Source organism: Burkholderia sp. Ac-20365 (assembly GCF_017104715.1).
Classification (GTDB): domain Bacteria; phylum Pseudomonadota; class Gammaproteobacteria; order Burkholderiales; family Burkholderiaceae; genus Paraburkholderia.
Map to the genome: position 1 here is coordinate 580,736 of NZ_JAAGPI010000002.1, position 24,279 is coordinate 605,014.

Genomic DNA, 24,279 nt, shown 5'->3' on the forward strand with positions numbered 1-24,279 from the left:
GTGCTTCATCGAAGAGTCAACTCTCCCAATCAGGAGTACACGATGAAAGCAAACATGCTGACCCGTAGCGCCGTTGCAGCGGCAGTCGTTATCGCATTGTCGGCGGGCTACGTGGCCGGCCATCGCAACGTGCCCGCGCCCGAAGTGATCGCGCCCGCGGCCGCCGCGATGATGCCTGCCGAAGCTGCGGCGAAGACGGGCATCCCCGATTTCTCGGGCCTCGTTGAAACGTATGGCCCCGCTGTCGTGAACATCAGCGCGAAGCACGTCGTCAAGCAGACGGCGTACCGCGGCGGCAATGGCGGTAACGGCGGCAACGCAGGTCAATTGCCGATCGACCCGAGCGATCCGTTCTATCAGTTCTACAAACACTTCTTCGGTGGCCAGATGCCGGGCGGACAAGGCCCGAACGGCGGCGGCGATGACGGCGACCGTCCGAGCGCGAGCCTCGGCTCGGGCTTCATCATCAGCAGCGATGGCTATGTGCTGACCAATGCGCACGTCGTCGATGGCGCGAACGTGGTCACCGTGAAGCTCACCGACAAGCGCGAGTACAAGGCCAAAGTGGTCGGCGCGGACAAGCAGTCGGACGTCGCCGTGCTGAAGATCGACGCGAAGGATCTGCCGACCGTGAAGATCGGCGATCCGCGCGCGAGCAAGGTCGGCCAGTGGGTCGTCGCGATCGGTTCGCCGTACGGCTTCGACAACACAGTGACGTCGGGCATCATCAGCGCGAAGTCGCGCTCGCTGCCGGATGAAAACTACACGCCGTTCATTCAAACCGACGTGCCGGTGAATCCAGGTAACTCGGGCGGACCGCTGTTCAATCTGCAAGGCGAAGTGATCGGCATCAACTCGATGATCTACTCGCAGACGGGCGGCTTCCAGGGTCTTTCGTTCGCTATCCCGATCAATGAGGCGATGAAGGTCAAGGATGATCTCGTGAAGACGGGGCATGTGAGCCGCGGTCGCCTCGGCGTCGCTGTTCAAAGCGTGAACCAGACACTCGCCGATTCGTTCGGCATGAAGAAGCCGCAAGGCGCGCTGGTGAGTTCCGTCGATCCGGGCGGGCCGGCAGCGAAGGCAGGCTTGCAGCCGGGCGACGTGATCCTGTCGGTGGACGGTGTCGACGTGGCGGATTCGTCGGCGCTGCCGGCGCAGATCGCGGGCATCAAGCCGGGCACGCAGGCTGACGTCCAGGTGTGGCGCGACAAGTCGACCAAGGATCTGAAGGTGACGATCGGCTCGTTGTCGGATGCGAAGCTGGCATCGAACGACGACAACGGTCCCGCGCAGATGCAAGGTCGCCTCGGTGTCGCCGTGCGTCCGCTGACGCCGCAGGAAAAGAGCGGCGCATCCGTGTCGCACGGTCTGCTGGTGCAGGATGCGAGCGGCGCGGCTGCGAGCGCGGGCATCCAGCCGGGTGACGTGATTCTGGCTGTCAACGGTCGGTCGGTGTCGAACGTCGATCAGTTGAAGCAGGCGGTGTCGGCGGCGGGCAACAGCATTGCGCTGCTGATCCAGCGCGATAACTCGCAGATCTTCGTCCCCGTCGATCTCGGTTAATGGCGAAGCGGGCGGCAGTGCTGGCGGCGCGGTACGCGTGCACCGGTAAAAGCTGCCGCCCGTAGGAAAAAACGAAAGGTTTGCCGCCGCCGTGCGCGGCGAGTGATGAACGGTACAGGCCCGAATTTCGGGCCTGTGTCGTTTGTGGAGCATGATCAGGCGGCATAGGCATACAGATTGCGTACGGATACGCGTCAGAACTGTTTGGGTTCGCCCTAAAGGAGCCACGCAAATGATTCAACGTCGTATTGTCGCCCGCGCCGTCACGGCAGCGGCTGCGACCGTTCTCATGTTCGGCCTGTCGGGCGGCGCGTATGCGCAGCAGGCAAGTGAAGTCACGGGCGGCACCACCACGGACAGCACCAGCGCCGGCAACGTCAATGGCGAAGGCTTGCCGCAAGTTCAGCAACAGGGCGACGTGTCGTTCACGTCGGGCGGCGTCGGTCTCGACGAATCGAAGGCGCTGCAGGCCGCACAAAGCCAGTGGCCGTTGTCGCTGCGCTTCACGGGCCCGGGTTCCGACTATCTCTCCGACGTCAAGGTGAAGATCGTCGACGCGCACGGCGGCAGCGTACTCGACACCACCGCGCGCGGGCCGTACATGCTGGTGAAGCTGCGCCCCGGCCGCTACACGGTGCACGCGGCATACAAGGAAAACGACCAGTCGAAGCCGATCACTATTCCGGCAAAGGGCACGGCGAAGGCGGCGTTCTTCTGGAAGACCCAGTAAGCGATCCGAAGCGATTGGGAAAGGCGGCCGAAAGAGGCGATCAGAAAGAGGCGATCAAACACGCGTCGGCTCGCCGCCGCGCGGCCGGCCAGGCCAGCGCGAAGGCCGCGGGCGCAACGCGCTTACGTCGGCAATCGGTGCAGACCCGATACCGCAACGAAGGTCGCGCAAGCCGCCCGCGTTTGGTCAATAATGAAGCCACGGACACGCTCCGTGGCTTCCGCATTTCGAAGCCGACGCTGGGTGGCCCAGAAGACGCGCACCGCTGAATGACAGGCCGGGGCGCGTGCTACGAGTGCCGGGCTGACGGTCAGCACGGCGACTGAGCGGGACGTGCGCCCACGTGCCAGCAGCGGAGCGGATCAGATGAGCAATGCCCCAAACGGTGGAAGCGCCGAAGCTTCGGACAGCGGCAGCGTTGCGAGCGGCGGTGCGCCAGCGCACGTTGGCGACACTGGGGCCAGCCATACGATTACCATTACGGCCAACCAGCATCGGGTCCGCGTGATACATCAGGGCGTGACGTTTGCGGATACGCGCGCCGGCTTTACCGTGAGTGAAACCGGCTATGCCGACGTGTTTTATTTTCCCCGCGCCGACGTCAACATGGCGCGACTCAAACGCTCGGATCACACGTCGGATTGCCCCTTCAAGGGGGAAGCCTCGTACTTTCATCTGCGCACGGAAGACGAGACGATCGAAAACGCAGTCTGGAGCTACGAAAAGCCTTTGGAACAGGTGAAGCAGATCGCGGGGTATCTTGCGTTTCACGCATCGCATGTCGACCGCATCGATCAGACGTCCTGATCCCGCAGTCGCACGGCAATCGGGGAGGCTGCCATGGAATTGAACGACGCGTTGAGGGTGCCGCTGGCGCCGTCCGAAGTCTGGGACGCGCTGCAGGATCTCGCGTTGCTGCGCGCAAGTCTCGACAATTGCGAGTCGCTGCGACAGCTCCAGGGCGGCGAATATCTGCTGGCGATGACCGTGCCGCTCGGGCCGTTGCGCGCGCACTATCACATCCGCGCGCACGTCGCGAGCGAGGACGGTGTGAACAGCGCGAAGCCGCATCGCACGCTCAATTTCAAGGCGCGCGCGGAGGGCGTCGGCTCGCTGCGCGGCCAGATCGACGTGTCGTTGCGCACCGACGATCATCTCCATCTGCCCGGACGCGGCCCGAGCACGCGCATCGACTATTCGGTGTGGGCGACGTCGGCGGGACCGCTCGCCGAATTGCCCGCGCGCCAGATCGAAAACGCGCTGCACGAACTGGCCGATGATTTCTTCACGGAGTTCTGCGCAGTCGTTCAGGCGAAGCACGGCAAGGGGCCGAACCGCGCATCGGGTGCGCAAGGGCGGCGCCAGCATGTGTTTCTGCGGCCGATCACTCTGTCTGGCGTCGCGCGGCGCGCGCGCCAGCACGACCAGCAGCATGGCGGTACGCTGACCGGGCGCGCTGCGCATTCGCTGCTGCACGGCCTGCATCACCATGACCACGATCCGCATGTGCTGCCGCACTGGGCGTGGGCGGCGATGATTTTCTTCGTCGCGCTGCTGCTTTACGTGGCGCGATACTTCACGCAAGGCTGAACGCAGCCTCGGCGGCCGATCGTTTCAAACGCCGCGAAACTCGCGCCGCCACGCGGACGGCGACGTCCTGAACGCGTCAGTGAAATGCTGGCGCAGCGACGCCGTCGAGCCGAATCCCGCCATCCCCGCAATCGCTTCGATTGATTCATCCGTGCTTTCGAGCAGATGCTGGGCGCGCGCGAGCCGCTGACCCAGCAGCCACGTGCTCACCGTCGTCCCCGTCGCCGCCTTGAAGTGCCGTGTGAACGTGCGGCGGCTCATCGCTGCGCGCCCGGCGAGGGAATCGAGCGTATGCGGCGCGTCGAGCGTGCCGTTCACCCAGTCGAGCAAAGCTGACAGGCGATTGCCGCGCAGATCGGGCGGCATTGGCTGCTGGACATATTGCGCCTGGCCGCCCTGGCGGTGCGGCGGCACCACGAGGCGCCGCGCGATGTAGTTGGCGCTCCCGGCGCCGCACAGCTTGCGCACGACGTGCAGGCAACAATCGAGTCCCGCCGCCGTGCCCGCCGAGGTGAGGATGTCGCCGTCGTCGACGTACAGCACCTGCGGATCCACCTTCACCTTCGGGAAGCGCCGCGCGAAATCGGCGGCCCATGCCCAGTGCGTGGTCGCCGGGCGTCCGTCGAGCAGTCCCGCGGCGGCAAGCACATAGGCGCCGAGGCACAGGCCCACCAGCTGCGCGCCGCGTGCGTGCGCCGCGCGCAACGCGTCGAGCAGCGCGGCGGGCGGCGCTTCGTCGGGATCGCGCCAGGTGGGCACGATGATCGTGTCGGCGTCCGCGAGCGCGTCGAGCCCGTGGGTTGCGGCGATCGAAAAGCCGGCGGTCGTCGACAACGGCCCGGCATCGAACGAACAGACACGGAATTCGAAACCGAGCACGCCGCCGTCGGTACGGTCTTCGGCGAACACGACGCAGGGCACGGACAGATGGAACGGGCTGATGCCGTCGAATGCGACGGCCGCGACGACGTGCGGTGTTTTCGGCGCGGTGCGGCACGTAGCGTTTTCTTCCCGGCGTCGAGTCGCGCGCGAATCCGGTTGAGACGCCGGCTGGCTGGCAGGCTTTGCGGCGGCCCTTGAAGCGGGCTTCAGAGCGGTGCGGACAGCGGAGCGGGCCATCGTGGCCTCCCGTTCGACAATACGAATGGCCCGATCCTAGCGAAAATTGTCATTCGGGTCACTGTCGGGCGATGGCTGAAACGCGAACAATGCGCACATCGCGGCTGCAAACGCCAGCCGCCGTCGTCAACCATCAAGGAGAGTTGCCATGCCGACGCCCCGCCGCGCCCTGATCGTCATCGATGTCCAGAACGAATACGTGACGGGTGACCTGCCGATCGAATACCCGGACGTGCAGACGTCGCTCGCGAACATCGGCCGCGCGATCGACGCCGCGCATGCCGCGCAGATTCCTGTTGTCGTCGTGCAGAACTTCACGCCGCCCGGCGCGCCGATCTTCGCGCGCGGCAGCGTCGGCGCGGAACTGCATGAGGTGGTCGCGTCGCGCAAGCACGATCACCTCATCGAGAAAGCGCTGCCGAGCGCGTTCACCGACACCGGTCTGGCCGACTGGCTCGCCGCGCGTGAGATCGACACGCTCACCGTGGTCGGCTATATGACGCACAACTGCAACGCGTCGACCGTCGTGCACGCGCTGCACATGGGCCTTGCCGTCGAGTATCTGCACGATGCGACGGGCTCCGTGCCGTACGAGAACAGCGCGGGCTTTGCGAGTGCGGAAGAAATTCATCGCGTGTTCTGCGTCGTATTCCAGTCGCGCTTTGCGGCGGTGGCGAGCACGCAGCAGTGGATTGCTGCCGTGCAGTCGGGCGGTGAACTGGAGCGCGGCGGGATCTATGCGTCGAACCAGACGGCGCGTGCGAAGGCAGCAGTCTGAGTGAAGCGGGAAGGGCGCCCGCGCGGCGCCCTCAATATTAGAAGCTATACGCCGCGCGAATGCGCGGCAGCAGGGAGGTGCCGTCAGGCGCCCATGCAAAGTGCCGGGCTGCGCAGCGCATCGATCATGCTTTCGACCATCTGCCGCGCGTGCCGGCCGAAGTCGAGCACTTCCGGCACGAACAGCATGTCCTTCAGCGACCCGCTGATGAACGCATGCACCATCGATGCCGCGACCGGCACGTTCATGTCGGCCGGCAACTGTCCTTTCGAAATCGCGTTGCGCATGGCGGCCTGAATGTTCGTGAGGCTCTCGCGCATCGTGTTCTGATAGCGCGCCATCACCGGGCCCATGTCTTCGACGAACTCGCACTTGTGAAACAGGATGTCGAACACCCGGCGGCGGTGCGGGTCGTTTGCCGTGTCGCGCAGGCAGACGGTGCAGATGTCGACGAGACGGCCGAGCGGATCGGCTTCGTTCGGATCGACGGAAGCGGCTTTCAGTTCGTCGAGCGGAAGCAGCACGCGGTCGAACATTTCCGTGAAGAGTTCGCCCTTGTTGGCGAAATGCCAGTAGATTGCGCCGCGCGTGACGCCTGCCGTTTGCGCGATCTCGGCGAGCGAAGTACGCGACACCCCTTTCTCAGAAAAGACCTGTTCTGCTGCATCGAGGATGCGGGTGCGCGTCTCCTGCGCTTCTTCCTTGGTTCGACGGACCATTCGTATGACCTGCGGTAAATGCGGGGTTTCCCCTGACGTTTTTAAACGCGCCTGATAAAGATCATTTCACGCGCAGGTTATTGCCTGGCAGATCTTCCGGTGGAAACCCTTTTCTCTGGTTGAACGCACTTTTACGTGCATTCATGAATGTATATATAATAGCACCCCATCGATCGGATGGCTCATGTTCCGGTGAACGGTTAATATCCGTCACTGTTGTCTTTACAAGCACCTTGCGCTGTCTCAAAAGGTAGGCGGCGCGGTGCGGCATTTCCCGGTTTGGCGCATTTCGCAATGGGCACCCGCAGGAAAAGCATGCGTGAGCGTCCGGTCAAGGCGTCGTCAAGACGTCGATGTGCGCAGCCTTCTCCGGAAGAGAGATGTACGCACTTTTTCCTTCTCAGTCTTTGACAGAGGTCGCTCCATGCGCGTCGAACGGGTTCCATTCCGCTTACTCACTGCCGCGACGGCTGCCGTAATGCTGGCAGCATGCGGACAAAAACAATCAGCACCTCCGCCTCAAACCCCTGAAGTCGGCGTGGTCACGGTCCAGCCGCAAGCGGTGCCCGTCGTCACCGAACTGCCGGGCCGTACCAGCGCGTTCCTCGTCGCGCAGGTGCGCGCGCGGGTCGACGGCATCGTGCTGCGCCGCGAATTCACGGAAGGCACGCAGGTCAAGGCCGGCCAGCGTCTTTACAAGATCGATCCGGCACCGTACATCGCCACGCTGAACAACGCGAAGGCATCGCTTGCGAAGGCGCAGGCGAACCTCGCGTCGACCACCGCGCAAGCCAACCGCTACAAGGTGCTGGTCGCGGCGAATGCCGTCTCGAAGCAGGACTACGACAACGCCGTCGCCTCCGAAGGGCAGGCTGCCGCTGATGTGGCAGCAGGCAAGGCCGCCGTCGACACCGCGCAGATCAACCTCGGCTACACGGATGTCGTGTCGCCCGTGACGGGTCAGGTCGGCATCTCGCAGGTGACGCCGGGCGCCTATGTTCAGGCAAGCCAGGCGACGCTGATGTCGACCGTCCAGCAGCTCGATCCCGTCTACGTCGACGTCACGCAGTCGAGCCTCGCGGGCCTGAAGCTGCGCCGCGACATCCAGGCCGGCCGCCTGAAGACGAGCGGGCCGGACGCCGCGAAGGTCGAACTGGTGCTCGAAGACGGCCGCGTCTATTCGGAGAAGGGCAAGCTGCAGTTCACCGACGTCACCGTCGACCAGGCCACGGGCTCCGTGACGATCCGCGCGATCTTCCAGAACAAGGATCACGTGCTGCTGCCGGGCATGTTCGTGCGCGCGCGCATCGAGGAAGGCGTCAACGAAAACGCGCTGCTCGTGCCGCAGATCGGTGTCACGCACGACCAGAAGGGCCAGCCGACCGCGCTCGTGCTCAGCAAGGACGACAAGGTCGAGCTGCACACGCTGCAGGCCACCGCCACGTACGGCCAGTACTGGGTGGTCGAAGGCGGCCTGAATGCGGGTGATCGCGTGATCGTGAACGGCGTCGACAAGGTGCGTCCGGGTGCAACGGCCAAGGCCGTGCCGGGCGTGTTGCCGCCGTCGGCTGCCTCGGGTGTCGCCGCAGCGGGCGCGCAAGGCTCGTCGGCGCCGGCTGGCGCACAGGCAGCCAGCGGCGCGGCCGCGGCCTCCGCGGCATCGGGCGCGTAATCAAAGGGAGCCTGTTTCATGGCAAAGTTTTTTATCGATCGCCCGATCTTTGCGTGGGTGATCGCCATCATTCTGATGCTGGCGGGTCTGGCGTCGATCTTCACGCTGCCGGTCGCGCAATATCCGACGATTGCGCCGCCGGCCGTGCAGATCAGCGCGACGTATCCGGGTGCATCGGCGAAGACGGTGGAAAACACCGTCACGCAGGTGATCGAGCAGCAGATGAGCGGCCTCGACCACTTGCTTTACCTGTCGTCGACTTCGGACGACTCGGGCACGGCAACCATCACGCTGACGTTCGCGGCGGGCACCAACCCTGACATCGCGCAGGTGCAGGTGCAGAACAAGCTGCAGCTGGCGACGCCGCTGCTGCCGCAGGCGGTGCAGCAGCTCGGCACGAAAGTGACCAAGTCGAGCAGCAGCTTCCTGCTGGTGATGGCGTTCGTGTCGACCGACGGCAGCATGAACAAGTACGACCTGGCGAACTACGTCGCGTCGAACGTTCAGGATCCTGTCAGCCGGATCGACGGCGTGGGTACGGTGACGCTGTTCGGAACGCAGTACGCAATGCGGATCTGGCTCGACGCCAACAAGCTGACCAACTTCGGTCTCACGCCGGTGGATGTCCAGACCGCGCTGCAGGCGCAGAACGTTCAGGTGGCGGGCGGCTCGCTGGGCGGCACGCCGTCGGTGCCGGGCCAGCTGCTGCAGGCAACGATCAGCGAAGCCACGCTGCTGACCACGCCCGAGCAGTTCGGCAACATCCTGCTGAAGGTCAACCAGGATGGCTCGCAGGTGCGCCTCAAGGACGTCTCGCACATCGAGCTGGGCGGCGAAAACTATAACTTCGACACCAAGTACAACGGTCAGCCGACGGCGGGCTTCGGTATCCAGCTGGCGACGGGCGCAAACGCGCTGGCGACGGCGAAGGCCGTGCGCGACAAGATCGACCAGTTGTCGAAGTACTTCCCGCACGGTCTGGTCGTGAAGTACCCGTATGACACGACGCCGTTCGTGCGTCTGTCGATCGAAGAAGTGGTCAAGACGCTGCTCGAAGGTATCGTGCTGGTGTTCCTGGTCATGTACCTGTTCCTGCAGAACCTGCGCGCCACGCTGATCCCGACGATCGCGGTGCCGGTGGTGCTGCTGGGCACGTTCGCGATCATGAGCGCGGTGGGCTTCTCGATCAACGTGCTGTCGATGTTCGGTCTCGTGCTCGCAATCGGCCTGCTGGTGGACGATGCGATCGTGGTGGTGGAGAACGTCGAGCGGGTGATGTCGGAAGAAGGTTTGTCGCCGAAAGAAGCAACCCGCAAGGCGATGGACCAGATCACGGGCGCGCTGATCGGCGTGGCGCTGGTGTTGTCGGCCGTGTTCGTGCCGGTGGCGTTCTCGGGCGGTTCGGTCGGCGCGATTTACCGTCAATTCTCGCTGACGATCGTGGCGGCGATGGTGCTGTCCGTGCTCGTGGCGCTGATTCTGACACCCGCACTGTGCGCGACGATTCTCAAGCCGATTCCGCAGGGTCATCACGAAGAGAAGAAGGGCTTCTTCGGCTGGTTCAACCGCAATTTCGACAGGAGTCGCGACAAGTATCACGCGGGCGTGCACCACGTGATCAAGCGCTCGGGCCGCTGGCTCATCATCTATCTGGTGGTGATCGTCGCGGTGGGGATGCTGTTCGTGCGTCTGCCGAAGTCGTTCCTGCCGGATGAAGACCAGGGCACGATGTTCGTGCTGGTGCAGACGCCGTCGGGCTCGACGCAGGAAACCACGGCGCGCGCGCTCAAGGACGTGTCGGACTACCTGCTGAACGACGAGAAGTCGATCGTCGAATCGACCTTCACGGTGAACGGCTTCAGCTTCGCGGGCCGTGGCCAGAACGCCGGTCTCGTGTTCGTGCGGATGAAGGACTACGCGGAACGCCAGCATGCGAACCAGAAGGTGCAGGCGCTGGTGGGCCGGATGTTCATGCACTTCGTCGGCTACAAGAACGCGACGGTGTTCCCGGTCAATCCGCCGTCCATTCCCGAACTGGGCACGGCGTCGGGCTTCGACTTCGAACTGCAGGATCGCGCAGGTCTCGGTCACGAAGCGCTGATGGCGGCGCGTAACCAGCTGCTCGGCATGGCGTCGAAAGACCCGATGCTCGCGCAGGTGCGTCCGAACGGGCTGAACGACACGCCGCAGTTCAAGGTGTCGATCGATCACGAGAAGGCGGCGTCGCAAGGCGTGAGCCTGTCGGCTATCGACCAGACGTTCTCGATCGCGTGGGCGTCGCAGTACGTGAACAACTTCCTCGATACCGATAGCCGGATCAAGAAGGTGTACGTGCAGGCCGATCCGCGTTTCCGTATGACGCCGGAAAACCTGAACGACTGGTACGTGCGCAACTCGGCGGGCACGATGGTGCCGTTCTCGTCGTTCGCCAGCGGCCAGTGGACCTACGGTTCGCCGAAGCTCGAGCGCTACAACGGTATCTCGGCCGTCGAAATCCAGGGCCAGGCGTCGGCGGGCAAGTCGACGGGTCAGGCGATGACGGCAATGGAAGCGCTCGCGGCGAAGCTGCCGGCGGGTATCGGCTACGAGTGGACGGGCTTGTCGTTCCAGGAACGCCAGTCGGGTTCGCAGGCGCCGATCCTGTACGGTATCTCGATCCTGGTCGTGTTCCTGTGTCTGGCCGCGCTGTATGAAAGCTGGTCGATCCCGTTCTCGGTGATCATGGTGGTGCCGCTCGGCGTGCTGGGTGCGCTGCTTGCCGCGACGCTGCGCGGGCTGGAGAACGACGTGTTCTTCCAGGTCGGTCTGCTGACTACAGTGGGTCTGTCTGCGAAGAACGCGATTCTGATCGTCGAGTTTGCGCGTGAGTTGCAGCAGGGCGAAGGCATGGGGCCGGTGGAAGCCGCGCTCGAGGCTGCGCGCCTGCGGTTGCGTCCGATCCTGATGACGTCGCTCGCGTTCATTCTCGGCGTGCTGCCGCTCGCGATCAGTAACGGCGCGGGTTCGGCAAGCCAGCACGCGATCGGTACGGGTGTGATCGGCGGGATGTTGACGGCGACCTTCCTCGCGATTTTCATGATCCCGATGTTCTTCGTCGTGATTCGCGCGAAGTTCACCGGCGACAAGGAAGATCCGGACGAAGCGATGAAGCACTATAACGAGCACCATCCGCATGACCCGCAGGGCGGCAGCGGTCCGGGCAACGCCAGCTGAGGACATTGAGATGCTTAAATATTCTTTGATGGCAGTGGCCGTCGCGGTTGTCGCCGCGGGCTGCACGATGGAGCCGAAGTACCACCAGCCGGCCGCGCCCGTTTCGGGCGCGTTCCCGAGCGACGGCGTCTACGCGACGCAGCCCGTGCCTGGCGCGGGTGCGCGCTCGGCGAGCGGACAGGCGGCGGTGGACATCGGCTGGCGCGATTTCTTCGTCGATCAGCGGCTTCAGCAACTGATCGAAATCGCGCTGAAGAACAACCGCGATCTGCGTGTGTCGGTGCTCAATATCGAGGCTTCGCGCGCGCAGTATCAGATCACCCGCGCGGCGCTGATGCCGACGCTGGAGGCCGCCGCGTCGCAGTCGAAGTCGCGTACGCCGAAAGATCTGTCGTTCCTCAATCAGACGATCTCCAACCAGTATTCGGTCGGTCTGAATGCTTCGTGGGAAATCGACTTCTTCGGCCGCATCCGCAGCCTGAAGGATCAGGCGCTCGCGCAGTATCTGGCGACGGCGCAGGCGCGCAAGGCGGCGGAGATTGCGCTCGTTGCCACGGTGGCGGATCAGTATCTGACGCTGCTAGCCTATGACGATCTGCTGAAGGTCACGCAGGACACGCTCAAGACTGCGCAAGAGTCGTATCGCATCACCAAGCTGCAGTACGAAACGGGTACGGGTTCTGAGCTCGATCTGCGTCAGGCTGAGACAGTTGTCGAGCAGGCGAATGCGAATCTGCAGTCGCAAGCGCGTCTGCGGGCACAGGCTGAGAATGCGCTGGTTCTGCTGGTCGGCGAGCCGTTGCCGTCTGATCTCGCGCCTGGACTTCCGCTGAATGGTCAGGACCTGTTGACCGACATTCCTGCTGGTTTGCCGTCGGATCTGCTTACGCGCCGTCCTGACATTATGGAAGCCGAGCAGAACCTGCTGGCGGCCAACGCGAACATCGGCGCGGCGCGCGCGGCGTTTTTCCCGCGCGTTTCGCTGACGGGCAGTTTCGGCACGTTGAGCCCGACACTTGGCGGGTTGTTCAAGCCGGGTTCGGCGGCGTGGAGTTTTGCGCCGCAGATTACGCTGCCGATCTTCGAAGGCGGCGAGAACAAGGCGAATCTCGATCTCGCAACCGTGCAGAAGAACATTCAGGTCGCGCAGTACGAGAAGTCGATCCAGACGGCGTTCCGCGAAGTGGCGGACGGACTGGCCGCGCGTGGCACGTATGACCAGCAGATCAAGGCACTCGAGCGCAACACGTTTGCCGAGCAGCGCCGGCTCGATCTGTCGGACCTGCGGTATCGGAACGGTGTCGACAGCTATCTGTCGGTGCTGACCGCGCAGACCGATCTGTACTCGTCGCAGCAGTCGCTGATTACCGCGCGCATGCAGCGTTTGACGAATCTCGTCGATCTGTATAAGGCGCTGGGCGGTGGGTGGATCGAGCGCGCGGGTGAGCAGCCGCGGCCGGCTGATGCGCCAGCTGATTATGGGGTTGCTGCTTCTGCGCCTGCGGCGGGCTGAAGGTAGCGCTGCCGCGCGGCGCGGTTGTTTTTTTGCTTTTGAGAACGCTACGGTGCGCCGTGGCGTTTTTTTTTGCTTTTTGCTTTGCGGTGGCATCCGCGTTTTGTCTTGCCTGCTTCACGCGTCGCCCCTGTGCGGGGCGGCACCTACTTTTCTTTGCCGCGGCAAAGAAAAGTAGGCAAAAGAAAGCCGCTGAACACCGCCAGTTCTTGTAATTGCCCACGGGCCCCGACAGCCCCGTCCTGTTCGCGGCATCTCCCTTCTCGATGCCCGCTGCCAGCGCTTCGAACTGGCTCATCACCCGCTTCACACTCCCGCGTCGTCGCCGACGCGATCAAATCGCTCACGTTCTATCGCGGCAAACTGTGTGTCGGCTTTCGCGCCGCACACGCATCACTCCGGACTGAAAAGCACGATCGGTGTCGTAGAAACGCTGACGCGTGGAGCACTACGACCTACACACAGTTTGCCACCTGGGCGGCCGCAACCGATCGCTGACGCTGGCTGTGCCAAGGGTGCTTGAAGTGGGTGAGGCGCATGTTCGGAGCGCTGGCAACGGATATGGACTAGCTGTGACGCCGTGTGAAGTGGAGGACCCGTTGGGGGCCCTCAGGCGGAGGTCAAGAACGGGCGGTGTTAGCCCGCTTTCTTTGCTTACTTTCTTTGCGGCGGCAAAGAAAGTAAGTGCCGCCCCGCACAGGGGCAACGCCTGCGCCGCGTAGGCGCTAACGCGGATGCCAGCAAAAGCAAAAGCAAACCAACCCAGCGTCGAAAGACAGAGCAGGATAGTGCCGCCCCGCACAGGGGCAACGCTAGCAAACCGATAACAAACCGCGGATGCCAGCGAAAGCCCCCAAAACCAAACCAACCCAGCGTCGCAAGACAAGCAAAACGGCTACCGCATCAACACCTTCGCATGATGCGCAACATGATCCTCGACAAACGTCGAGATGAAGAAGTAGCCATGATCGTAGCCATCATGCCGCCGCAACGTAAGCGGTTGTCCCGCTGCCTTGCAGGCAGCTTCAAACACGTCCGGATTCAACTGCTGCGCGAGAAACTGATCGGCCATACCCTGATCGACCAGAATGCCTTCAGCGAACTTGCGCGTCGCCTTGCCGACGAGTTCACTCGCGTCATACTGCTTCCACGCTTCGCGATCCGCGCCGAGATAACCGCTGAACGCCTTCTCGCCCCACGGACAACGCGTCGGCGCGGCAATTGGCGCGAACGCCGACACCGATCGATAGATGTCCGGATTGCGCAGCGCAAGCATCAACGCACCGTGCCCGCCCATCGAGTGACCAAAGATGCCAAGCCGCGCGCCATCGACAGGCAACTCACTGACAACGGTCTCACGCAGCTCGTCCCGCACATACGAATACATCCGATAGTGCTTCGACCACGGCTCCTCCGTCGCATCGACGTAAAAACCGGCACCGACACCGAAGTCCCATGCATCCGCCTCGCCCGGCACGCCCGCGCCGCGCGGACTCGTATCCGGCGAAATCAGCGCGATGCCATGCTGCGCGGCGAAGCGCTGCGCGCCTGACTTGATCGGAAACGTCTCTTCGGTACACGTCAGCCCAGCAAGATAAAACAGCGCCGGCACCTTCTTCTGCGCCGCCTCTTTCGGCAGGAAAACCGAAAAGCGCATCGGCAAACCGATCACCTTCGACTCGTGCTTATAGATACGCTGCGTGCCGCCGAACGACGCGTGCGATTCAATCATTTCAAGCATCGTGCGACTCCTTTAGTAAATGACGACCGAGCGGATCGACTCGCCCTTCTTCATCAGATCGAAGCCTTCGTTGATCTGATCGAGCTTCAGGTGATGCGTAATCAGATCGTCGATATTGATCTTGCCTTCCATATACCAGTCGACGATCTTCGGCACGTCGGTGCGGCCACGCGCGCCGCCGAATGCCGAGCCTTTCCACTGACGGCCCGTGACCAGCTGGAACGGACGCGTGCTGATTTCCTCGCCCGCCGCCGCTACGCCGATGATGAACGATTGGCCCCAGCCCTTGTGCGTGCACTCGAGCGCCTGGCGCATCAGCGTCGTGTTGCCGACGCATTCGAACGAATAGTCCGCGCCGCCGTCCGTCAGTTGCACGATATGGTCGACGACGTTCTCGACTTCCTTCGGGTTGATGAAGTGCGTCATGCCGAACTTCTTCGCCAGCTCGACGCGTCCCGGGTTGATATCGACGCCGATGATCTTGTCCGCGCCAACCATCTTCGCGCCCTGAATCACGTTCAGGCCGATGCCGCCCAGACCGAACACGACGACGTTCGCGCCCGCTTCGACCTTCGCCGAATACACGACGGCGCCAACGCCCGTCGTCACGCCGCAGCCGATGTAGCAGACCTTGTCGAACGGTGCGTCTTCGCGGATCTTCGCCACGGCGATTTCGGGAACCACGATGTAGTTCGAGAACGTGGACGTGCCCATGTAATGGAACAACGGCTTGCCGTCGAGTGAAAAGCGCGACGTCGCATCGGGCATCAGGCCCTTGCCCTGCGTCGAACGGATTGCCTGACACAGGTTCGTCTTGCGCGACAGGCAGAACTTGCACTGACGGCATTCGGGCGTGTAGAGCGGAATCACGTGATCGCCCTTCTTCAGCGTGCCGACGCCCGGACCCGTATCGACGACCACGCCTGCGCCTTCATGGCCGAGAATGGCCGGGAAGATGCCTTCCGGGTCCGCGCCCGACAGCGTGTAGTAGTCGGTGTGGCAAATGCCCGTCGCCTTCACTTCGATCAGCACTTCGCCCGCGCGCGGCCCTTCGAGGTCGACTTCTTCGATCGTCAACGGTGCGCCTGCTTTCCATGCGATCGCTGCCTTCGTCTTCATCGTGAATGCTCCTGTCGTTCCTTCACGCCGTCATGCATGCATTGCGGCCCGGATTGTCGCTCATGTCCGCGCGCCGCGCTCCGAACATCATCGCGCACAGGTGAGACGCGCGTATGGCATGTCGCGCCGCGCGATTGTTCTCATGCGACGTCATGTCTGCGGCGACGCGAACCAGGGCTCGACGCGGCCGTACAGATCGATAAAGCGTGCATAGCGCGTGGCGAGGTCCGCATCGTCTCGCGGCCCGGCGACACGCGTCGCGGAGGGCGCGAGCGACGCGAGATCGTCCGCTTGCCAATGTCCCGCTGCAATTGCACCGAGCATCGCGGCACCGCGCGCGGCTGCGTTCGGACAATCGACGGCATGCAGTTCCACTTGCAGCGTATCGGCGAGCAGTTGCCGCCAGCGTGCGTCGACGGAACCGCCGCCTGCAAGGCGTAGCGCAGGCACATGCGCGCCGCTTTGGCGGATCGCGTCGAGCCCCGCGCGCAACGAAAACGCAACGCCTTCGAACGCTGCGCGCATCATCGCGCCGCGCGACATGCCGAGTCCAAGCCCAAGCCACCCGCCGCGCGCAGCCGGGTTGAGCCACGGCGTGCGCTCGCCTGTCAGATATGGCAAGAATGTGAGACCGGGCGCCGCGCTGGCTTCGAACGCATCGCGATACGCATCGCTCCATTCGTACGACAGCCAGCCGCGCACCGCTTCCAGCGCCACGCCGACGTTCTGCATCGCGGCCATCCGGTACCAGTGATCGGTCGCGGCCCGATAGCGATGCAGGCCCGGCGCAGCGTCGGGTTCTTCGGTTGCGAGTACGAGGATCTGGCCGCCGGTGCCTGTGGTGAGCAAGGCATCGCCGTCGCTTGCAAGACCGCTCCCGAGCGCGGCGCACGGCGTGTCACCGGCGCCCGCCGCAATCACGATGCCTGCGCGCAAGCCGAGTGCACGAGCCGCTTCGGCTGACAGCGTGCCGCACGCGGCATATGACGCCACAAGCGGTGCGAACCATTCGCGCGGCAATCCGAGCCTTTCGAGCAACGCGTCGTCCCACGCGCCCGATGGATCGGCGAGCGCGGTGGCGCAGGCATCGGAGGCATCCGTTGCGATATCGCCGCCCAGCCTGAAGCGGAGCCAGTCTTTCGGCTGCAATGCCCATCGCGCGGCTTGTACGGTTTGCGGTTCGTGCAGCGCGATCCAGCGCAGCAACGGACCCGCCATGCCGGGCGCGACGGGATTGGGTTGCGGCGCGGGCCACGCGTCGAGCAGCGGCAACGCGCGCGTATCGGGCCAGAGCATCGCGGGACGCACGGGATTGCCATGCGCGTCGCTCAGCACGACGCCGTGCATCTGTCCGGAAAAGCCGATTGCGCGCACAGCGCTACGTTGCGCGTCCGGAAAGCGCGAGGCCGCTTCGCACAGCGCACGCCACCAGACGAGCGGATCGATTTCCGCCCATCCGGGGTGCGGTGTATCGATTGCATACGCGACGCTCGTCGCGCATTGCTCGCGGCCTTCATCGTCGATGATCGCGAGTTTCAGCGAGCCTGTGCCGAGATCGATGCCAAGAAAGGACATGTATGCGATGCGTTGAATAGGTGGTTGTTATTCGGGGTATCGCGCGCCGGAAAACGATTGGCGCGGACCTGACGATGGAGGATCATTTTCACACGCCACGGACGGTCGACGCGGGTTAACCCACCCCGAAAAAAGCGTGCCCCGAAAACGCATTATGTGCGAACCGCCATACACATCATATGGGCACGCATACGTCCCCATGACGACCCGCGTTGATGCATTTCCTGCAACCCACCACGCGACAAGGGTTCGCGGCGAATTGACGCGATCTCGCATAACGCGGCCGTTCCAAATCTGGTTCGCGCATATCGTCGTGGCAAAGGTTGAAATAGAAACCCGTAGTCTTGTCGCGGTTTTTCGTCCCGCATACCTTGGAGTCATCCCAAAACGAGATGTGGAGAGAGACAAGATGCACTCGAACACGGTTCATCCGTGCGACGAGCGACTGCCCTTCGGCCAGTTGCTGACGCTCGGCATTCAGCACGTACTGGTGATGTACGCAGGCGCCGTTGCCGTGCCGCTGATCATCGGCAGTGCGCTCAAGCTGCCGAAAGAACAGATCGCCTTTCTCATCAGCGCCGACCTGTTTTCCTGCGGTATCGCCACACTGATCCAGACGCTCGGCCTGTGGATCTTCGGTATCCGTTTGCCGGTGATCATGGGCTGCACGTTCGCCGCCGTCGGCCCGATGATCGCAATCGGCACGAATCCGAGCCTCGGCATACTCGACATCTTCGGTTCGACGATCGCGGCTGGCGTGATCGGCATCATCGCTGCGCCGATGATCGGCAAGATGCTGCGATTCTTCCCGCCCGTGGTGGTCGGTGTGGTGATCTCGGTGATCGGGCTTTCGCTGATGGAGGTTGGCATCAACTGGGCGGCGGGCGGCGTCGGCAATCCGGATTACGGCAACCCGGTCTACCTCGGCCTCTCGTTCGTCGTGCTGACGCTGATTCTGCTCATCAACAAGTTCGGCAAGGGCTTCATTTCGAACATCTCAGTGCTGCTCGGCATCGTGGCGGGCTTCGTGATTGCGGCGCTGCTTGGCCGCGTGAACATGGAAGGCGTGACGATGGCGCCGTGGGTCGGCTTCGTGATGCCTTTCCACTTCGGCTTGCCTCACTTCGATCCGCTTTCGATCGCGACGATGGTCACCGTGATGTTCGTCACCTTCATCGAATCGACGGGGATGTTCCTCGCGGTCGGCGACATGGTGGATCGCCCTGTCGACCAGAAGACACTCGTGCGAGGTCTGCGCGTGGATGGTCTGGGCACGCTGATTGGCGGTTTGTTCAACTCGTTCCCGCATACGTCTTTCTCGCAGAACGTGGGGTTGATCGGCGTGACGGGCGTGAAGAGCCGGTTTGTATGCGCAATGGGCGGCGTGATTCTCGTGCTGCTCGGCCTGTTCCCGAAGATGGCACAGGTGGTCGCGTCGGTGCCGTCGTTCGTGCTGGGCGGCGCAGGCATCGTGATGTTCGGCATGGTGGCAGCGAACGGTATCAAGGTGCTGTCGAAGGTCGATTTCGTGAAGAACCATCACAACCTTTTTATCGTCGCAGTGAGTATTGGTCTTGGGCTCGTGCCTGTCGTGTCGCCGCATTTCTTTTCGAAGCTGCCGCCTGCGCTGTCGCCTCTTCTTCATAGCGGCATTTTGCTGGCGTCAGTGTCGGCTGTCGTGTTGAATCTGATCTTCAATGGCGTGAAGGGTGAGCGGGCTGCTACCCGCGATATTCGTCGTGCGGGGCATGATTTCGATGGGCGTGGTGGGAACGATGACGGTGTTGCGGGTGACGAGATGCTGCGGGCCGCGGATATGCACTGAGTTGGTTTTGGTTTGGTTTTGGTTTTTGGGGGCTTTCGCTGGCATCCGCGGTTTGTTATCGGTTTGCTAGCGTTGCCCCTGTGCGGGGCGGCACTATCCTGCTCTGTCTTTCGACGCTGGGTTGGTTTGCTTTTGCTTTTGCTTTCGCTGGCATCCGCGTTATGTTTTGCCTTGTTCACGCGTTGCCCCTGTGCGGGGCGGCACTTACTTTCTTTGCCGCCGCAAAGAAAGTAAGCAAAGAAAGCGGGCTAACACCGCCCGTTCCTGACCACCACCTGAGGGCCCCCAACGGGTCCTCCACTTCACACGGCAACTTCTCGGTTACTGCCCGTTGCCAACGCCTCGAACAGGCGCCTCACCCACTTCGATCACCCGTAGCGCAGCTGGCAGCAGCGACTGGTTGACGCCGCCCAGGTGGCAAACTGTGTGTAGGTCGTAGTGCTCCACGCGTCAGCGCTCTTACGACACCGATCGTGCTTTCGCCGTGCCAGTGGTTTTCAGTCCGGAGTGATGTGCGTACGCCGCGAAAGCCGACACACAGTTTGCCGCTATAGAACGTGGGAGATGCGATCGCGCTTGTGGCGACGCGGGCGTGTGGAGCGGGTGATGAGCCAATTCGAAGCGTTGGCAGCGGGCGTCGAGAAGAGCGACGCCGCATGAAGGAGAGGACCCGTTGGGGGCCCTCAGGCGGAAACAAGAATTAGCGGTGTTCAGCGGCTTTCTTTTGCCTACTTTTCTTTGCCGCGGCAAAGAAAAGTAGGTGCCGCCCCGCACAGGGGCAACGCGTGAAGCACCAGTAACAAAACGCGGATGCCAGCGCAAAGACCAGCGCAAAGACCAGCGCAAAGACCAGCGCAAAGACAACCCATCCGCCCTTACCGACGAAAATACTGCACCAGTAAACTCACCCCATAAACCAGCGCTGCAAGCAAAGTAATCCAGAAACTCGTCGGCCAATCGGTATAAAAAGCGAGCGTCACCCCGATCCACGCCTGCGCGAGCGCGAGCAACGCAGCAAGCACGAGCCCGACGGAAAGCCGCGTCGACAGGTTTTGCGCCGCGGCTGCCGGTCCGACCATCAGCGTGAACACGAGCAGCACGCCGACGATCTGCGTGCACGCAGCCACCGCAAGCGCGGCAATCGCCAGAAACAGCACCGACACGAGACGCAGCGACACACCCTTGGCCTCAGCCAGTTCCGGCTGCAACGAAGCAAACAGCAAAGGCCGCATGATCGCGGCCAATGCGATCAGACTCACCACACCCAAGGCGGCCAGCACGGCGAGCGTCGACGAACTGACGCCGAGCACATTGCCGAACAGCAGAGCCGTCACCTGCGTCGCGTATGCAGTGAAGAAGTGCAGAAACAGCAGACCGAAGCCGAGCGCCAGCGACAGGACCACACCAATCGCCACATCCCGGCCCGCGAGCTTCTCGCCAAGCGCGCCCATCCCGACGCCCGCCGCAAGCGTGAAGCCGATCATCCCCCAGATCGGCGAAATGCCGATCAGCACCGCGCCCGTCGCGCCCGTGAAGCCGACGTGCGACAGCGCATGCCCCGCGAAGGTCTGCCCGCGCATCACGAGGAAGTAGCCGACGATGCCCGACAGCACCGCAACAATCCCCGATGCCGCGAAGGCGTTCACCATGAAATCGTATTCAAACATCGTGCGTGTGTCCGTCGCTGGAGGCGTGATGGTGAGCGTGCTTGTGGCCATGACCGTGCGCGTGGCCATGCGGCTCGCCATGACTGTGGTCGTCGTCTTCGTGCTCGTGATCGTGCTTCTCGACATCGAAGTCGCCGGACATCACGAAGATGCGTCCGTTTACTCGCATCACATCGATCGTCGAGCCGTACAGGCGTGACAGCACCGGCTTCGTGATCACTTCGTCGACGGTACCGAGCGCGGCAACGCCATTGCCGAGATACAGCACGCGGTCGAGCGCATGCAGCAGCGGATTGAGTTCGTGCGCGGAGAACAGCACGGCGATGCCGAGTTCCTGCTGCACGCGCTTCACCAGTTCGACGACAGTCTTCTGATGATGCGGATCGAGACTGATCAGCGGCTCGTCGAGCAGCAGCAGTCGCGGATTGCCGAGCAGACATTGTGCGAGCAGCAGACGCTGACGTTCGCCGCCCGATAGTTCCGATAACGGCCGCGCAGCCAGCGCGCTGCCGCCCACCAGATCCAGCACGCGATCGACATCGGCGCGCGCCTTCGCGTCCGCATGCGGCAAACCCCAGCGATGCCCGTCCGCCGCCATCGCGACGAAATCGCGTCCGCGCACGCGCCGCCCGGCGAGCGCGCTGCGTGTCTGCGGCATATAGCCGATCGACGGATTGCCGCGCATCACCGGCTCGCCGAGCACGCGCACCGCGCCGCTCGTCGCCGGGACGAGCCCGAGCACCGAGCGCATCAGCGTGGTCTTGCCCGCGCCGTTCGGCCCGAGCACGCCGATGAATTCGCCCTGGCGGACCGTGAAGCTGGTGTCGCGCAGGATCGTGCGGTCGCCGAGTTCGAGCGTCACGCGATCCAGTTCGAGCACGGGCGCGTTGCCCGTCGACATGTTCATTGAGTGGTTCCCTTGTTCGCACCGCCCGCGGCGAGCGCGCTGCCAAGCGCATCGAGCTGTGCCAGCATCCATTGCTGGTAGTTCTTGCCGGCGGGCTGCGTCTCCGTCACGCTCACCGTCGGCACATGCGATTGCTGCGCGAGTTTCAGCATGCGTCTGGTCAGTGCCTCGGTTGCCTGGCTGTTATAGATCAGCGCGCGGACTCGTCGCTCGCGCAGATCGCGCTCGAACGCGGCGATATCCGACGCGCTCGCTTCCGTATCGTTCATCGCGGCCAGCTGGAAGCGCTGGTTGCGCATGTCGAGGCCGATCGCATCGGACATATAGCCGAACACCGGCTCCGTCGCCGTCACGCTGACGTGCGCGTACTGGCTGCGCAGCGCCGCGATCTTGTCGGCGATCGGTTTGAGCGAATCGAGAAACTTCGCGAGGTTCGCATCATACGCCGCCTTGTGCGCGGGATCAGCCGAGCTCAGTGCCGCGCTCACCGCGCGCGCGACGGCAGGCATCGTCGCCGGGTCGTACCACAGGTGCGGATTGTCGCCGCTCTTCTTGCCGGTCAGGTCCGCCGCCACGATCGTCTTGCGCCTGTCGTTCTTCGATACGGCTAGCAGCTTTGTCATCCACGGATCGTAGTCGGCGCCGTTATAGACGACAAGGCTCGCGTGCTGCAACGCGCGCGCCGTCTTCGGGCTCGCTTCGAACAGATGCGGATCCTGATCCGGATTGCTGAGAATGCTCGTCACGTCGACGCGGTCGCCGCCGAGTTGCTGCACGACGTCGCCGTAAAAGTTCTCGGCGGCGACGACAGGAATCTTCGCATCCTGCGCATGCGCAGCCTGGCCCATCGACAGAGCGAAAACCGTCGAAGCGACGGCGCGCATCAGAAACTTCCACATCGAATTGTTCTTTTTCATCGGGATGACCTGTGTTGCCTGAGAGGCGTCTTGGTTGAATAGAAAGGCTCAGGGGTGACCGTGCTTGCAGGCGGCGCACAGTCCGCTCAGCTCGACGACCTGGTGATGCACTTCGAATCCATGTGCGGGCGCGCTGCCCGACAGTTGCGCGGCCAGTCCGTCGCCGGGAATCTCGACGGTTTCGCCGCATGCATCGCACATCAGGAACTGGCTTTGATGCGGTTCGCCCATCTGGCAGCACGCGAAAAACGCATTCTTCGACTCGATCCGATGCACGAAGCCATGCTCGACAAGGAAATCGAGCACGCGATAGACGGTCGTCGGCGGCACGCGGCCGCGCTGCGGTTCCAGCGCCGCGAGCAGGTCGTAGGCGCCGATAGGACGCTCGCTCTGCGCGATCAGCGTGTAAACCTGGCGGCGCAGCGTCGTCAGCGCGAGGCCGCGCTCGGCGGCGAGCGCATCGGCGCGCGCGAGCTTGTGCGCGATCCGGGCGGCCTGATCGGCGTGAGAGGCAGTCTGGACGTCGGATGAGTGAGCCATGGGCGCAACCTCCGGGAAAAGGCGAAATCGACGAAGGCGCAATGATATAACGTATCTCGAAAATTTGTCATTGCCCGTTGCAAAGTCATCGCCGATTCTTAAGAACAACTGCCGTAGACAGTCAAACCGTGCTGCCGCGCTGCACCATCGAAATTGCGCGACGCGCCTTGACATGACCGGACGCGTATCCGATCATTCGATCACAACGAGAGCAATTGCTCGATCAGCGAGCGTTAGCTCATGCGGAATCGAAGAATCAAACGAACCGGAGACAGGTTGTGACAGCCCGATTGCAAGGCAAGGTGGCGATTCTCACGGGCGCGGCGAGCGGAATCGGCGAAGCGGTAGCGCGCCGGTACCTCGAGGAGGGCGCGCGCTGTGTGCTGGTCGATGTGAAACCCGCTGGCGACTTCGCGCATGCGCTGCGCGAAACCGACGCCGACCGCGTGCTGACCATCAGTGCCGACGTCACGAAGCGTGACGACATTGCGCGCATCGTCAGCCAGACGGTGCAGCGCTTCGGCCAGATCGACATTCTCTTCAACAACGCGGCGCTGTTCGACATGCGCCCGATCCTCGACGAATCCTGGGACATCTTCGACACGCTCTTTGCGGTCAACGTGAAGGGCATGTTCTTTCTGATGCAGGCGGTTGCACAGCGGATGGTCGAGCAGGGACACGGCGGCAAGATCATCAATATGTCGTCGCAGGCGGGACGCCGCGGCGAGGCGCTCGTGTCGCACTACTGCGCGACCAAGGCCGCGGTGCTGAGCTACACGCAATCTGCCGCACTGGCGCTTGCGCCGCACAAGATCAACGTCAATGGCATCGCACCGGGCGTCGTCGATACGCCGATGTGGGAGCAGGTCGATGCGCTCTTCGCACGTTACGAAAACCGGCCGCTGGGCGAGAAGAAGCGTCTCGTCGGTGAAGCGGTGCCGCTGGGCAGGATGGGGCTGCCCGCGGATCTGACGGGGGCGGCGCTGTTCCTCGCGTCATCGGATGCGGATTACATCACCGCGCAAACCCTGAACGTCGACGGCGGTAACTGGATGAGCTGACCGTCATTCATTCACCGGCATCCGCAT

General features: G+C 63.2%; 19 protein-coding genes. 10 read left to right on the forward strand and 9 right to left on the reverse strand.

What is annotated here, in order from left to right:
- The first annotated feature begins 42 nt into the window (after positions 1-42).
- From G3O01_RS05960 to G3O01_RS05975, 4 genes are all read left to right on the forward strand, one after another.
- Positions 43-1,566, forward strand: coding sequence for a DegQ family serine endoprotease (locus tag G3O01_RS05960; protein ID WP_205803593.1), 1,524 nt, complete (start codon positions 43-45; stop codon positions 1,564-1,566).
- A gap of 232 nt (positions 1,567-1,798) precedes the next feature.
- Positions 1,799-2,296 carry a carboxypeptidase regulatory-like domain-containing protein gene (locus G3O01_RS05965; protein ID WP_205803594.1) on the forward strand — a complete coding sequence of 166 codons (498 nt, stop codon included), beginning with the start codon at positions 1,799-1,801 and terminating at the stop codon, positions 2,294-2,296.
- Positions 2,297-2,662: 366 nt separating this feature from the next.
- Positions 2,663-3,103 carry a DUF427 domain-containing protein gene (locus tag G3O01_RS05970; RefSeq protein WP_205803595.1) on the forward strand — a complete coding sequence of 147 codons (441 nt, stop codon included), beginning with the start codon at positions 2,663-2,665 and terminating at the stop codon, positions 3,101-3,103.
- Positions 3,104-3,136: 33 nt separating this feature from the next.
- Positions 3,137-3,886 (forward strand): SRPBCC domain-containing protein, encoded by a 750-nt coding sequence (locus G3O01_RS05975; RefSeq protein ID WP_205803596.1) that lies wholly within the window; start codon positions 3,137-3,139, stop codon positions 3,884-3,886.
- Positions 3,887-3,910: 24 nt separating this feature from the next.
- Here G3O01_RS05975 and G3O01_RS05980 read toward each other — a convergent pair whose 3' ends face one another.
- Positions 3,911-5,005 carry a helix-turn-helix domain-containing protein gene (locus G3O01_RS05980; RefSeq protein WP_205803597.1) on the reverse strand — a complete coding sequence of 365 codons (1,095 nt, stop codon included), beginning with the start codon at positions 5,003-5,005 and terminating at the stop codon, positions 3,911-3,913.
- Between the two features lie 148 nt (positions 5,006-5,153).
- On the opposite strand from G3O01_RS05980, the gene G3O01_RS05985 reads away from it, so the two are divergent.
- Positions 5,154-5,783 (forward strand): cysteine hydrolase family protein, encoded by a 630-nt coding sequence (locus G3O01_RS05985; RefSeq protein WP_205803598.1) that lies wholly within the window; start codon positions 5,154-5,156, stop codon positions 5,781-5,783.
- Positions 5,784-5,866: 83 nt separating this feature from the next.
- Here the strand turns inward: G3O01_RS05985 and G3O01_RS05990 are convergent, their stop codons facing one another.
- Positions 5,867-6,502, reverse strand: a complete 636-nt coding sequence (locus G3O01_RS05990; protein WP_205803599.1) for a TetR family transcriptional regulator — start codon at positions 6,500-6,502, stop codon at positions 5,867-5,869.
- Between the two features lie 424 nt (positions 6,503-6,926).
- On the opposite strand from G3O01_RS05990, the gene G3O01_RS05995 reads away from it, so the two are divergent.
- Genes G3O01_RS05995 through G3O01_RS06005 form a run of 3 tightly spaced genes read left to right on the forward strand, consistent with a single transcriptional unit; the run spans position 6,927 to position 12,900 of the window.
- Positions 6,927-8,174 (forward strand): efflux RND transporter periplasmic adaptor subunit, encoded by a 1,248-nt coding sequence (locus tag G3O01_RS05995; RefSeq protein WP_205803600.1) that lies wholly within the window; start codon positions 6,927-6,929, stop codon positions 8,172-8,174.
- An 18-nt stretch (positions 8,175-8,192) separates the two neighbouring features.
- Entirely contained in the window at positions 8,193-11,387 is a 3,195-nt protein-coding gene (locus G3O01_RS06000) for an efflux RND transporter permease subunit (RefSeq protein WP_205803601.1), read from the forward strand.
- 10 nt (positions 11,388-11,397) lie between these two features.
- Entirely contained in the window at positions 11,398-12,900 is a 1,503-nt protein-coding gene (locus G3O01_RS06005; RefSeq protein WP_205803602.1) for an efflux transporter outer membrane subunit, read from the forward strand.
- Between the two features lie 895 nt (positions 12,901-13,795).
- On the opposite strand, the gene fghA is transcribed toward G3O01_RS06005, so the two are convergent.
- The 3 genes from fghA to G3O01_RS06020 all read right to left on the reverse strand — a co-directional run bounded on the left by fghA (position 13,796) and on the right by G3O01_RS06020 (position 17,335).
- Entirely contained in the window at positions 13,796-14,641 is an 846-nt protein-coding gene (gene fghA, locus G3O01_RS06010) for an S-formylglutathione hydrolase (protein ID WP_205803603.1), read from the reverse strand.
- 12 nt (positions 14,642-14,653) lie between these two features.
- Complete coding sequence (locus tag G3O01_RS06015; protein WP_028364542.1) at positions 14,654-15,760, reverse strand: S-(hydroxymethyl)glutathione dehydrogenase/class III alcohol dehydrogenase; 1,107 nt, start codon at positions 15,758-15,760, stop codon at positions 14,654-14,656.
- 150 nt (positions 15,761-15,910) lie between these two features.
- The gene (locus G3O01_RS06020) at positions 15,911-17,335 is read right to left on the reverse strand and encodes an FGGY family carbohydrate kinase (RefSeq protein ID WP_205803604.1); all 1,425 of its coding nucleotides are present in this window, start codon (positions 17,333-17,335) and stop codon (positions 15,911-15,913) included.
- A gap of 409 nt (positions 17,336-17,744) precedes the next feature.
- On the opposite strand from G3O01_RS06020, the gene G3O01_RS06025 reads away from it, so the two are divergent.
- Complete coding sequence (locus G3O01_RS06025; RefSeq protein WP_205803605.1) at positions 17,745-19,160, forward strand: nucleobase:cation symporter-2 family protein; 1,416 nt, start codon at positions 17,745-17,747, stop codon at positions 19,158-19,160.
- 875 nt (positions 19,161-20,035) lie between these two features.
- On the opposite strand, the gene G3O01_RS06030 is transcribed toward G3O01_RS06025, so the two are convergent.
- From G3O01_RS06030 to G3O01_RS06045, 4 genes are read right to left on the reverse strand one after another with little or no spacing between them, the layout of a single operon-like run.
- A complete protein-coding gene (locus G3O01_RS06030) occupies positions 20,036-20,827 on the reverse strand; it encodes a metal ABC transporter permease (RefSeq protein ID WP_205803606.1) in 792 nt (263 codons plus the stop codon).
- Entirely contained in the window at positions 20,820-21,734 is a 915-nt protein-coding gene (locus G3O01_RS06035; RefSeq protein WP_205803607.1) for an ABC transporter ATP-binding protein, read from the reverse strand. The genes G3O01_RS06030 and G3O01_RS06035 overlap by 8 nt, the downstream gene beginning before the upstream one ends.
- Positions 21,731-22,651, reverse strand: a complete 921-nt coding sequence (locus tag G3O01_RS06040; RefSeq protein ID WP_205803608.1) for a metal ABC transporter solute-binding protein — start codon at positions 22,649-22,651, stop codon at positions 21,731-21,733. Before G3O01_RS06040 ends, G3O01_RS06035 begins: the two co-directional genes overlap by 4 nt.
- A 48-nt stretch (positions 22,652-22,699) precedes the next feature.
- Positions 22,700-23,191, reverse strand: coding sequence for a Fur family transcriptional regulator (locus tag G3O01_RS06045; RefSeq protein ID WP_205803609.1), 492 nt, complete (start codon positions 23,189-23,191; stop codon positions 22,700-22,702).
- 278 nt (positions 23,192-23,469) lie between these two features.
- Between G3O01_RS06045 and G3O01_RS06050 the strand changes: the two genes are divergently transcribed.
- Positions 23,470-24,252: an L-iditol 2-dehydrogenase gene (locus G3O01_RS06050; RefSeq protein WP_205803610.1), complete on the forward strand. Its 783-nt coding sequence runs from the start codon at positions 23,470-23,472 to the stop codon at positions 24,250-24,252.
- Positions 24,253-24,279: the final 27 nt, after the last annotated feature.